Below are 12,244 nucleotides of genomic sequence, written 5' to 3' on the forward strand. Positions count from 1 at the left end.
CCGTTGATGATGATATCGTTCCTGTTCATGCTCGTTTTCGGGCACATAACCCGTCAGGAAATCCTCACAAGGCTCGACAACAACGTCGAAATCTTCGCCTCTTCCATCAGCAGGGTGCTGGATGATCTGATGCGGAACAACCAGACTGAGGAAATAGTCAGCACACTGGGCACCCTTGCCAGCAATCCGGCCATTCTCGGCGCTGACATTTTCAAGGAAAACGGCGAACTGTTCATTTCCTACGGCATTACTCCCGGAGACGGTGTCGATCAGATTCTCACCATTGAACGGTTCATTTTCAAAAGGTTCCCAGACGGAGATAAAATCGATCTTGGCCGATTGCACGTCTACTACACCCATGCGACCGCAGAGAAGGAATTCCGCAATCACTTCCTGGCCCAACTTTCACGCATGCTGCTGATCATAGTGGCCATACTGGTCGGAGCCATATATGCCTTCTCGAACACCGTCAGCCGCCCACTGAAGCAGCTCCTCGACGCCATCCGTGAAACAAACGTCAACGGTAAATGGGTATTGGTGAACTGGGAAAGCAAGGATGAAATAGGCGAGGTGATCAATGCCCACAACAGCATGATCAAGCACATCGCCCGCAAGGAAGCCGCCCTGGAGGACAGTGAGAGGCGGCACCGAGAACTCTTCAACAACGCGCAGGCGGGCATCTTCCAGATTCACCCTGACGGCATAGGAAAGGAAGCCAACAACACCCTGGCCCACATCCTTGGCTACCCTTCGGCCAAAGAACTGGCCAGCGTCAACGTCCTCGACCACTACGTCAACGCCGACGACCGCGAGAAACTCTGGCAGATCCTCCGAGAATTCGGGGAAATCTCCCATTTCAAAACCCAATTCCGCCGTTGTGACGGCAACACCATTTGGGTGGAACTTTCGGGAAAACTGACAACGGACGGCTCCCTGAACGGAATTTTGCAAGACGTCACCGCCCAGGTGGAAGCCGGCAAGGCACTGGAGGAACGCGACGAACTGCACCGCGCCTTTTTCGAGGAGAACAAGGCGGCCATGCTGCTCCACGACCCCATGACTTCAAGCATCCAGTTTGTGAACCCCGCTGCCTGTCAGTTTTACGGATACACCAACGCGGAACTGACCTCCATGACCATCCGCGAGCTGGACTGCATGACGGATGCAGAAATATACGAGGAACTTCAGCAGGCGGCAAATGAACGCCGGAGCTATTTCAAGCACGTACACACACTCAAAGACGGCACCCAGCGTCATGTGGAAGTCTTTACCGGCCCGGTCTCCATCAGTAACCGGCAACTGCACTACTCCATCATCTTCGACGTGACCGAAAAAAGGCGGCTGGAGGCCAAACTCGAACGAATGGCCACCCGGGATCAGTTGACCGGCGCCTACAACCGCCACGCCTTCTTCCAGATGGCCAAGACCGAGATCGCGAGAGCCAAAAGATTCAACCACCCCCTGACCATGCTCATGTTCGACCTGGATCATTTCAAAGACACCAATGACACCTTCGGTCACGCCACGGGCGACGAAGTGCTGCGGGTTTTTGCCCTGCGCTGTCGGGCCGGCCTCAGGCAAAACGACATCTTCGCCCGGTTGGGAGGCGAGGAATTCGCCGCACTGCTCATAGAAACAGATGTTGAGCAGGCCATGGAAGTGGCGGAACGCATCCGCATGGTTGCCGACACCACCCCCATTCCCACGGAAAAAGCCGACCTGACGGTCACCACCTCCATAGGCGTCTCCTCGATGACCGAGGGTGACAGCGTGACCGACCTCCTCACACGAGCCGACGAAGGACTGTACAAGGCCAAGGAAACGGGCCGGAACTCAGTGGTCAAGATATAAATACTCAATCTTCTTGTAACCGGCGATCAATCTGATAAGACTGAAAACACTCCCTTCACAACAGGAGCAAGCAGGTGTCCATCGTCACGCAACAGACAGTCCAGATGAAGCAGGTTTCCCGCGGGAACTACCTGATGCGCAATGTGCTCAAGCACAATGTGGTCTTCAACGAGGGGAGCAAAGGCGATGCTGCGTACATCCTGACAGACGGTAAAATCGAGATTTCCGGATCGATCGAAGGCCACAAAAAGGTTTTCGCCATCCTCAAACCCATATCTATTTTCGGAGAAATGGCCCTGTTCCTGGACGAAGGCGTTCGCACGGCCACGGCCATAGCTTTGGAGGACTCCAAGGTCGTCGTGGTCACCAAGGATGACCTGGAAGAGTTCATGCATGAATCGCCCAAGGTCATCGCTTCCATCATCACCGTCTTGGTCAGCCGCCTCAAAACCACCACGAAAAAGGCCATGCAGGTTCCGTCCATCGGCCTGGGTATTGTCCGCATCCTGGACCTTTTCTCCACTTGCGGCAAACTTGAACTGAAATATGACCCCACCATCAAGACCTTTGCAGACACCTTCGTGACCACCCAGGAAAAAATCGAACAATACATCCTGGGGCTTGCGGACCAGGGATTGCTGGCCATTGGACGAGACGCCAACGACATCCGCATCATCCGAATACGCGAGCGGGACATGCTCAACGCAGTGATGCAAAAAAAGGACTGACCTCCGCCGCCGAACGACCATGCAAGACTTCAGCCGAACCATACTGCGCACCGCCCGATGCGTCCTCCGTCCATGGCGCGGAAGCGACGCCCCCTCCTTGCCGCCCATTGCCGACACCAAGGCCATCTCCTGGAATACGTCCTACAGGTTTCCCTATCCCTACGACGAAGCCGCGGCCAAGAAATTCCTTGATTATCACACGGCCAATCCGGGTGAAGACGCCTGGCTCTTCGCCATCCTTCGAGACCAGCAGCTTATCGGGGGATGCGGCTGCGAACGGGGTAAAGACATACAGAGCCACACCGCCATAATGGGCTACTGGCTGGGCGTGGACCACTGGGGCAAGGGAATCGCCACCGAGGTGGTCACGGCCCTGACAGCCTACATGGGGCAAGCCACGAACGTGGAAAAACTCTCGGCCACGGTCTTCGGTTGGAACCCAGCCTCACGCCGGGTGCTGGAAAAATGTGGATTCGTCAACGAGGGCGTGAGCAAGGACGGCGTCAGAAAGTGGGGGAAAACCACAGACCTGTGGTATTACGGCAGGCCGCTGCCCTAATCCAGGGCCACCAGCTCCAGGTCGCCCCAGGCGGCCACCTTTTGATCATACTGGGCGAACACGCCCTCCAGACCAAAAGCAGCCAAGGCCTTGGCCCGCTTGAGCACCCGGTCCATATCGGCCTCGGAATTCAACTCATTGCACAGGGCTGTGGCCGCAGCGTCGGCAAACCGGGCGTCCTTGGCCCGGACAGCCACCAGGTCCCCCGAACCGAGACTGAGCGAATGTCCGATGGTACCGCTGGAAGCGCAGATGGCTACGGGAAAGGCTCCTGCTTCCAGCCTCAAACCGACCGAAGCCCCGGATTCCGGCTCGGCCAACAAGGCCACCACCCGCTCCCTGGTCGAATGCAGGTAGGTATCCCCACCGTTCTCCACCAGGATATTCGGACTGCGCGAAACAAACGCCTCCCCCACGGCCTGGGCAACGGCTCCGGCAACGGCCGCCATGGGACCGACACCGCAGGCCTCCCCGGCCGCCGCCATGGCCCGGATGATATCGGGTGCGGTCTCTGGAACAGAAACCGGCACCAGACTTTCGGCAAATTCCGGATGAAACAGTATCCAGTTCTTGATGTCGCCCCGGACCTGGGACACAAAGGAGGCAATCTCGTCGCGCAGGTCGGTTTCGGCCACGACAAGCAGATCGGTCTGCTCCACCGCCACCTGAAAACGGACCTCGCCCTCCCGAGGCCTGACGGACTCCCGGTAGCCACGGGCTGTGGAAAGATGGCGACCCGCCATTACCAAGGCCTCCGGGGCGATGTTCCAAAAGCGGAACAGGTTGGGAACACACTTTGGAACATCTTATCCACAACTGCCCGCGTTACGCACATTTTGGGAACACCTCTTTCCACACCGCCACACCAGGCAAAGCGGCACCAAAAGTTCAGGAAAAAAGAAAGATGGGGGGGGCCGCCGGAGGCTCCCGCCTAGAATCCGCAGTCTTCATTGACGAGGACCACCTTGATGCGGCCCTTGGGAAAGGATTTCTCGGTGATGGACCAGACGTTGCAGATACGTTGGGGCGAATCACAATCCATACAGTAGCCGGTCTTGACGCACGGCGTCTTCATGTCCAGGCGCATGGTGTTCACAGGGGCCACGTACTCCTTTATCCGGTCCATGGCCCGTTCCAGGTCGGGCACGACTTTATTCCGACCGACCAGAATGACCACGTTCTTCGGGCCGAAGGTAATGGCCCCGGTGCGGTTGCCGATCATGTCGAGATTGACCAGCTTGCCGTCCAGGGTGACGGCATTGGTGCCCGTGAAAAAACAATCCACCAACAGGGCCTGGCGGCGAAGCTCGTATTTTTCCTCGTTGCTCAGGGACTTGTCCCACGTGTCCAGGCACTCGAACTCGTCGGAGTCACGCAGGATGTCGTACAGCCCACTGGACGCAAGGGTTGTGGACCCGCCCCAGGATATGGTTTTCGGCTTGAGAACAGGCAGAATCTCGGTGAGTACCACCTCGCGGGCATGGTCTGCTGAATCTGCGAGAAAGACTTCAAATCCGTTTTTTGCCAGTTGCTGCTTCAGATCCCTGAGATTCAAGTCCCAAAAATTATCTACAGGCTTGTCCATGGCGTCTCCGTGGCTTATAGTTTATGGTATTATATGGCGATCCTGAAACTGGCATTTTTTTCGCTCGCCAACCGTTGAAAAAACCTGTAGCAGATTTCCCGGTCGCCCGGAAGCGGAGACTGGAGAACCACCCGAAAATAGCGCTTGACGGTCTTCGGGACAGCGGTTATATGCTTCCGTTCGACATGACTTCTAGTAAATTTTCACTCTTTAGGAGATATAGATATGAAACGTACTTACCAGCCCAGCAAATGCCGTCGCAAAAGAACCCACGGTTTCCTGGTGCGCTCCCGCACCAAAAACGGGCGCGCAATGCTTCGCCGCCGTCGCGCCAAAGGGCGTAAGAGATTAGCCGTCTAGCCTGGAACAAGGAGCGCCGGCTGCTCAGAAGCCCAGAATTCACAGCTTGTTACGAACAGGGCAGGAAACACTACACCCACAGTTTCATCCTGTTCATCCGTAAGCGCGTTGATCCTGACGGCGGCCTTCGCCTGGGGCTGACAGTGAGTAAGAAAGTTGGGCACGCAGTGGCGCGCAACCGTATCAAAAGGGTGGTGCGCGAGTTTTTCAGGCTGCATCAATCTGATTTTGAATTGCCTCTGGATATTGTCATTGTTCCGAAAAGGAACCTTGAGGCCAAGCAGCTGGATCTCGCCCTTGCCACAGAAGAGTTCACCCCGCTTTTCAGCCGTTTACGTGCGGAAGCGGCGGCCTCATAGAGAGGAAATGATGCGCTCACTATTTCTGGCGCTCATTTGGTTTTATCAAAAACTCATCTCTCCCTTGCTGCCTAAGGCATGCAGGTTCTATCCGACGTGCTCCGAATACGCGAAGGAAGCCCTCATCCAACACGGCGCATTCAAGGGGGGCCTTCTTACGCTTTGGCGTCTCCTTCGTTGCCAGCCTTTATGCCGCGGGGGCTTTGACCCCGTCCCGGCCGTTTGGCCCGATTTCAAAACCAAAGCGAGATTCATCCCATGGAGAAGAAGGAGCAAATCCGTCTTGTAATTGCCCTGGTGCTGAGTGCTGTTGTCATCTTCGGGTGGCAGTACATCATGGCCCCCTCGGCAGAACAACAAGCCGAAATAGCCCGAAAGGCCGCCGAGGCCGAACAGAAAACGGCTGCCCTCACCGAGCAGCCCTCCACCGCAGCCCAGGCCGGAGCCGAAGCTGCCTCCGCCCCAGACTTCACTCCCACCGCCGGAACCCCGGTCACGGTGGATACCCCGCTTTACACCGCCGTCTTCAATTCCCAGGGCGGCACTCTCGAAAAATTCATTCTCAAGAACTATCGTGACACCATTGCGGCAAACTCCCCGAATGTGGACCTCGTCGGCCCCAATGCCTTTGCCAAGGGCCCGCTCGGCCTGATTCTGACCGCCAATGACAAGGAACACCACACGTGGAAACGCGGCCAGTGGTCCTTCTCGGGCACCGACCTCACCCTGAACGATTCGGACGGGACCAAGACCCTGACCTTTGTCGGCCAATCCGGCGGATTCCACATCGAACGTACCCTCACCTTCCACGCCGACTCCTATCTCATCGACGAATCGGCCACGGTCACCAACATGACCGAGACCGGCGCTGAAGGCTCCCTGTCCTTTACCGCCGCCGCCAAATCCATGTCCGCCGAAGACGACCGTTACAACCCGACACGGATCGCCTACCTGACCAAGGAAAAACGCGAAGAGATGGACGACCGTGACGACCTCAAGGAAGAAGGGCTGTCCGTAACCGGCGAACTGAACTGGGGCGCCATCGAATCCAACTATTTCCTGTTTGCCGTACTGCCCGGAAACGAAAACTCGTCCCTGTCCGCAGGCGTACAGGACGACATCTTCCGTATGGCCATCAGCGAGAAAGCCACCTTCCTGCCCAACGTGGCAAAGACCCTGAAGGCATCCTATTTCATCGGCTCCACCGACCGGGAAATGCTGGCCAAGATGCCCAACGACCTGAGCGACGCCGTCAACTTCGGTTGGTTCGACGTCCTGGCAAAGCCGCTGCTGATCGGTCTGAACTTCTTCTATGACTATATCGGCAACTACGGTGTGGCCATTATCCTCCTGACCTGTATCATCAAACTCATCTTCTGGCCCCTTTCCCAGAAGAGCTACGGGTCCATGGAGCAGATGAAAAAACTCCAGCCCATGGTCGCTAAACTTCGCGAGAAATACGGCGACGACAAGCAGCGTCTCAATCAGGAGACCATGGCCCTGTACAAGACTTACAAGGTCAACCCCATGGGCGGCTGTCTTCCCATGATCGTGCAGATCCCGGTATTCTTCGGCCTCTACAAGGCCCTGCTCGGCGCTGTGGAGCTCAGGCACGCTCCTTTCATCGCCCACCTGCCCTTCACCGATCTGCCCTGGCTCGCGGACCTTTCCGCCAAGGATCCGTACTACATCACACCGATCATCATGGGCGCATCCATGTTCCTGCAGCAAAAGATGACCCCCAGTGCAGGCGACCCCACGCAGCAAAAGATCATGCTGCTCATGCCGGCCATCTTTACCTTCATGTTCCTGCAGTTTCCGTCCGGTCTGGTCGTGTACTGGCTGTTCAACAACCTTCTGTCCATCGGGCAACAGTTGATGATCGCCAGGAAATCCAAGGCCAAAGCAGCCGCCACGAACGATTAACGCCACCGGGGGGCCCATTTACCCCGGCTTGATAAGGACTATAGATAATGAGCGACTTCAAAGAATTCCAGGGCAAGGACCTGGACGAAGCCATCGAAAGCGCATGTGATTACTACAATCTCAAACGCGACCGGCTGGAAATCGAGATCATGGCCGGAGGCTCCTCCGGGATCTTCGGCATCATGGGCGTCAAAAAAGCCAAGGTCAAAGCCAGGCCGCAAGCCCAGGTTAACGCCTCTGACATCCTCAATGGCGACGATGCGGCACCAGCCAAGCCCAAACAGGAATCCAAGCCTAAGGCAAAACCCAAGCCCAAGGCCCAAGCAGCACCAAAGCCCGAGGCCAAGGCCGAGATTGAAGAGCCCAACGGCAACCTCATTCCGGTGGAAGTTTTCAACGACGTCAACGGCAACGTCGACCGGGGAGATCAGGCCGAGGGACCTGCCCGCAATGCACGCAAACCGCGTGAAAAGAAGCCCAGACAGGCCAAGAGCGAAAGACAGCCCCGGCGCGAGAACAAGCCGCGTGAGAAAAAGGCCCGTGAACCTCGCGAGCCGCGTGAACCGCGTGAACCGCGTGAACAGCAAGAGGAACGCCCCCGCTCCGACATGTCGGAATTCGATCCTGTCGTGCTGGAAGCGGCCGTGCGGGAAGTCATGGTCAAGCTGCTCGACCCCATCGTCGGTGAAACCACCCTTGAGATTACCCTGGAAACCGACCGGGTCAAGGTCTTCATCGACGACGAAGAGAACTCCGGCCTGATCATCGGGCGCGAGGGCCAGACCCTCTCCTCCATCCAATACCTGGTCAACCGCCTCGTCTCCCGCAAGATGGAAGCCTCTGTCCGCATCCAGGTGGATACCGGCGACTATCGCGAACGCCAGGACGACAAGCTCCGCCAGATCGCCCTGCACCTGGCCGAAAAAGCGGACAGCCTGGGCCGGACCCAGTCCACCAAGCCCCTGTCCTCCTATCACCGACGTGTCATTCACCTGGTATTGCAGGAAAACGAGACCGTCTTCACCCGCTCCAAAGGCGACGGTCCCATGAAACGCGTGCTCATCGTTCCCAAGAGCCGCAAAAATGGCAGCCGCGCCCGGTACTAAGAACGGCAGCCTTCGATAGCAGCGCAACTGCACCACTCTCGAAAGCCTTGATGCAATCTTCAAGGGCCGCTTCCTGAAGCGGCCCTTTTCCCTTTTGCCATTCCGGGCAACGTCCTGTAAGGAAATCCACATGCTTGATCCAAGGTTATCCAGGGACACCATCGCGGCCATCGCCACCCCGCCCGGAAACGGCGGCGTGGGCATCATCCGCATCAGCGGCAGCCGATGTCGGGTGATTGCTGGTGGACTCTTCCGGCCCGCCAACAGTGCCTTCACCGACTTCACGCCCTATCGGCTGCATTACGGCCATATCCTCGACCGCAACGGCATGGAGCTGGACGACGTGCTCTGCGCTTTCATGCCCGGGCCCAAATCCTACACCGGCGAAGACGTGGTCGAGCTCAACTGCCACGGGGGCCGGGCCGTGCTCGATGCCGTATTGCAGGAGGCCCTTGACCGGGGTGCCCGCCTGGCAGAGCGCGGCGAATTCACCTATCGGGCTTTCATGAACGGCCGCATGGACCTGTCCCAGGCCGAAGCCGTGGCCGAGATGATTCACGCCCCCACCAAGGCCGCCATGCATCTGGCCCAGGTCAAGCTATCCGGCCTTCTCGGCCAAAAAATCACTGAACTGCGAGCCAGCCTGGAGCACCTGCGTGCCCAACTGGCCGTGGCTGTGGACTTCCCTGACGACGAGGTCGAATGCCTCTCCCCCGAGGAACTGATCCGAACCTGTACCCGAGTGCGCCTGGATATCGAATCCCTGCTCTGTGCCGTGGACCGCACACGGGCCTGGCGCGAAGGCGCACTGGTTGTCCTGGCGGGCCGTGTCAACGCAGGCAAGTCCAGTCTCATGAACGGGTTGCTCGGTAAAAACCGGGCTATCGTCACGGACCAGCCCGGCACCACTCGCGACTACCTGGAGGAGACCGTCAATCTGGACGGCCTGAGCATCCGCCTGACCGACACCGCGGGTATCCGCCAAACCAACGACATCATCGAGTCCGCCGGACTGGAAAAGGGCCGCGAGCTCATGGACCAAGCCGACCTGGTGCTGCTCCTTGCCGACGGGACCACGCCCTTGGACGACGAAACCCTGTCCATGACCGGTTTTTTGGACGCAGGCAAGACGCTGGCTGTCCTGAACAAGTCCGACCAGGACGCATTCGACGCGGCTTTCGGCTCGCCTCTGACGGACCTCGGCTTCGAAACCGTGGCTGTTTCAGCCAAGACCGGGACCGGTCTCGCCACCCTGTGCAACCGCATCCGGGAGCGTATTCTCCAAGGCGCGGGCCAACCCGACCCGGACGAACTCGCCCCCAATGCGCGGCAGGCCGCCGTACTGAGGGAGGCTGCCGAAGAACTGCTGGCCCTGGAGCAGGACGCGGCAACGTCCATTCCCTACGACCTCCTGAGCGTGCGCCTCGAAACCGCCTGCAACGTGCTTTCGGGCATCACCGGAGAGATTGCCTCCAATGACATCCTCAACTCCATCTTCGACTCCTTCTGCATAGGGAAATGACATGACAGACGACACCATCATCGACGTCCAGCACGTGACCTGCGGCCTTGTACCGCTCATGCAAACCCATCTCGGCGGCACCGAACCCGAAGTGGAAACCGTCTCTTTCAAGATCCGCCAGGGCATTCAGACAGAACTGTGGAATTCCTTCGGCACGGGCAGCGAGTGGAGACTGACCGACATCAGCTCAGACCTTTTCTTCGACGTGGCAACCTTCATACGCGTGGAACAAAGCGAACTGGACCCCCTGGGCCTGATGGAATTCTAGCCCCCCCCTTTTTCCCGACAACACGAAAAGCCCCCCGCACATCATCGGACATGCGGGGGGGGCTTTATCTATCCGATTTTTTTGCCGAAACTATCCGACACCTTCCTTTGAAATGTCAGGCGCAAGGAACTTGAGCACCATATAGCCGAGCACTCCGGACACCAACGAGGCGAACAGAATGGCGATCTTGGACAATTCCACCAGTCTGGTCCCTTCGTCAAAGGCCAGGTTTGCAATGAAAATGGACATGGTGAAGCCCACACCGGCCAGACAGGCCGCGCCCCAAAGGTGCATCAATGTGGTCCGGTCCGGGAAAGGGGCCAGACCGAGTTTGTTGACCACCCAGCAGGCACCGGTCACCCCCACCTGTTTGCCCACCACCAAACCGAAGAAGATGCCGAGGGACACCGGGGTGAACAGTTCCCGAAGGACTCCGGCGTCCATGGCCACGCCGGCATTGGCCAGGGCGAAGATGGGCATGATCGCAAACGACACCCACGGATGCAGGGCGTGCTCGATGTTCTGCAAGGGGGTGGTGGCCGCTTCGTAGGCATGTTCCATGGAATGCAGCGCCACCTGCTGCTCCCTGTTGGTCAGCACGGTCTTGCCCGGAGTGATGGCCAACTCGAAGACCTCGGCGGCATGACGCAGTTCTTCCACGAAAGAGGAGCAGTTCATGCGCGTCCCGGCCGGGATGGTCATGGCCGCCAGCACGCCTGCGATGGTGGCGTGAATCCCGGACATGAGAAAAGCGAACCAGACAATGACGCCGAGCACCAGGTACGGGATGGAGTGGCGGATGCCCCACCGCAGGTTGAGCGCGGCCATGATGCAGAGCCCCCCCAACCCCACGGCCAGAGCCGTCAGGTCCAGGGACGTGGTATAGAACACAGCGATGACCAGGATAGCGCCGATATCGTCCACGATGGCCACTGCCGTCAGAAAAATCTTGAGGCCCACCGGCACCCTGCTACCCAACAGGGACATGATGCCAAGCGCAAACGCGATATCCGTGGCCATGGGAATGCCCCATCCGGCTGCAGATTCCTGCCCGGCGTTAAGGCCGAAGAAGAAGAGCGCAGGCACAGCCATGCCGCCCACGGCTGCGGCCACCGGCATGATGGTCTGGCTCATCGTGGACAGCCCGCCCACCATCAGTTCACGCTTGATCTCCAAGCCGACAAGGAAAAAGAATACCGCCATGAGTCCGTCGTTGATCCACAGAATGGCCGCCTTGGAGAGGACCCAGTTCCCGATGCCCACGGTAAGCCTGGTCTGCCACAAGGCGTGATAGGATTCGGCCCAGGGAGAGTTGGCCCAGACCAGCGCCGCGATGGTGCAAACCATGAGCGCGATACCACCAGCAGCTTCCATCTTGAAAAATTTATCAAATGAATTCAAAACCCTATTGGCCGGTAACGGGTTGACTTTTGACTGACTCATATAACACTCCTGATTCAAGTACCCGCCGAGTATACCTGTTATCCTGTACAGGGCAACTCTTCACCCCGTACCGCCGAACGAAAGAAAAAGAATCAGCGTCCGATCAGTTTCCGCGCCAGGTCCAAGGTCCTGCCTCGCAACGGCCCTGCCGAACCCAGCGCCAGCATGGTCTCGATATCGTCCATGGTGTCCATGTCATCCAGCCTGTCCAGCTCGGCAAACTTCAAGCCCGATCCGGTGATGAGGTTGAAGGCCCGTTGGAACACTGCCGCATCGCTCCACTCCTCCGCCTTGAATACCTCCGGGAAAAACCCGTTACGGTGAAAGCCTATGAGATAGTATCCGCCGTCCCCGGCCGGGCCAAAGGCCGCCTTCTCGGGCGTCAGCGCCGCCAGCCCTCTGTTGACGATATCCGGGGTCAGGCCGGGGATATCACTCCCGACCAGTACTGCACGCTCATACCCCATATGAAACACCTCTCGAAAACCGTTCTCCATGCGGCGACCGAGTCCCACCCCCTTCTGCCCCCTGAGACGA

At 58.2% G+C, this 12,244-nt stretch carries 14 protein-coding genes; 10 read left to right on the forward strand and 4 right to left on the reverse strand.

The features are described 5' to 3' along the window. Positions 1-6: 6 nt before the first annotated feature. The 3 genes from DWB63_RS14520 (at position 7) to DWB63_RS14530 (ending at position 3,138) form a co-directional block, all read left to right on the forward strand. Positions 7-1,851, forward strand: coding sequence for a sensor domain-containing diguanylate cyclase (locus DWB63_RS14520; protein ID WP_164879904.1), 1,845 nt, complete (start codon positions 7-9; stop codon positions 1,849-1,851). A 74-nt stretch (positions 1,852-1,925) separates the two neighbouring features. Next, positions 1,926-2,579, forward strand: coding sequence for a cyclic nucleotide-binding domain-containing protein (locus DWB63_RS14525; protein WP_128329571.1), 654 nt, complete (start codon positions 1,926-1,928; stop codon positions 2,577-2,579). A gap of 19 nt (positions 2,580-2,598) precedes the next feature. Then, positions 2,599-3,138, forward strand: a complete 540-nt coding sequence (locus DWB63_RS14530) for a GNAT family protein (RefSeq protein ID WP_128329572.1) — start codon at positions 2,599-2,601, stop codon at positions 3,136-3,138. On the opposite strand, the gene DWB63_RS14535 is transcribed toward DWB63_RS14530, so the two are convergent. Together DWB63_RS14535 and DWB63_RS14540 are read right to left on the reverse strand one after the other, a co-directional pair. After that, positions 3,135-3,881 carry a UPF0280 family protein gene (locus DWB63_RS14535; protein WP_128329573.1) on the reverse strand — a complete coding sequence of 249 codons (747 nt, stop codon included), beginning with the start codon at positions 3,879-3,881 and terminating at the stop codon, positions 3,135-3,137. The two genes, DWB63_RS14530 and DWB63_RS14535, sit on opposite strands and share 4 nt — an antisense overlap. 188 nt (positions 3,882-4,069) lie before the next feature. Continuing rightward, on the reverse strand, positions 4,070-4,723 hold the full coding sequence (locus tag DWB63_RS14540) for a lactate utilization protein (protein ID WP_128329574.1): 654 nt from the start codon (positions 4,721-4,723) through the stop codon (positions 4,070-4,072). A gap of 225 nt (positions 4,724-4,948) precedes the next feature. On the opposite strand from DWB63_RS14540, the gene rpmH reads away from it, so the two are divergent. The 7 genes from rpmH to DWB63_RS14575 all read left to right on the forward strand — a co-directional run bounded on the left by rpmH (position 4,949) and on the right by DWB63_RS14575 (position 10,264). After that, on the forward strand, positions 4,949-5,083 hold the full coding sequence (gene rpmH / locus DWB63_RS14545; protein WP_128329575.1) for a 50S ribosomal protein L34: 135 nt from the start codon (positions 4,949-4,951) through the stop codon (positions 5,081-5,083). Then, on the forward strand, positions 5,071-5,442 hold the full coding sequence (rnpA, locus tag DWB63_RS14550; RefSeq protein ID WP_128329576.1) for a ribonuclease P protein component: 372 nt from the start codon (positions 5,071-5,073) through the stop codon (positions 5,440-5,442). The genes rpmH and rnpA overlap by 13 nt, the downstream gene beginning before the upstream one ends. 10 nt (positions 5,443-5,452) lie before the next feature. Beyond that, complete coding sequence (gene yidD, locus DWB63_RS14555) at positions 5,453-5,731, forward strand: membrane protein insertion efficiency factor YidD (RefSeq protein WP_206613177.1); 279 nt, start codon at positions 5,453-5,455, stop codon at positions 5,729-5,731. Continuing rightward, a complete protein-coding gene (gene yidC, locus DWB63_RS14560; protein ID WP_128329578.1) occupies positions 5,701-7,368 on the forward strand; it encodes a membrane protein insertase YidC in 1,668 nt (555 codons plus the stop codon). Before yidD ends, yidC begins: the two co-directional genes overlap by 31 nt. 47 nt (positions 7,369-7,415) lie before the next feature. After that, the gene (locus tag DWB63_RS14565; protein ID WP_128329579.1) at positions 7,416-8,474 is read left to right on the forward strand and encodes a protein jag; all 1,059 of its coding nucleotides are present in this window, start codon (positions 7,416-7,418) and stop codon (positions 8,472-8,474) included. A 130-nt stretch (positions 8,475-8,604) separates the two neighbouring features. After that, positions 8,605-9,996: a tRNA uridine-5-carboxymethylaminomethyl(34) synthesis GTPase MnmE gene (gene mnmE / locus DWB63_RS14570; RefSeq protein WP_128329580.1), complete on the forward strand. Its 1,392-nt coding sequence runs from the start codon at positions 8,605-8,607 to the stop codon at positions 9,994-9,996. 1 nt (position 9,997) lies between these two features. Beyond that, on the forward strand, positions 9,998-10,264 hold the full coding sequence (locus tag DWB63_RS14575; protein ID WP_128329581.1) for a hypothetical protein: 267 nt from the start codon (positions 9,998-10,000) through the stop codon (positions 10,262-10,264). 90 nt (positions 10,265-10,354) lie between these two features. On the opposite strand, the gene nhaA is transcribed toward DWB63_RS14575, so the two are convergent. Together nhaA and DWB63_RS14585 are read right to left on the reverse strand one after the other, a co-directional pair. After that, a complete protein-coding gene (gene nhaA / locus DWB63_RS14580; protein WP_128329582.1) occupies positions 10,355-11,707 on the reverse strand; it encodes a Na+/H+ antiporter NhaA in 1,353 nt (450 codons plus the stop codon). A gap of 92 nt (positions 11,708-11,799) precedes the next feature. Continuing rightward, the coding region (locus DWB63_RS14585; protein ID WP_128329583.1) for a DUF2064 domain-containing protein at positions 11,800-12,244 on the reverse strand (445 nt) is incomplete at its 5' end.

The organism is Pseudodesulfovibrio sp. S3 (assembly GCF_004025585.1).
Taxonomy (GTDB): domain Bacteria; phylum Desulfobacterota; class Desulfovibrionia; order Desulfovibrionales; family Desulfovibrionaceae; genus Pseudodesulfovibrio.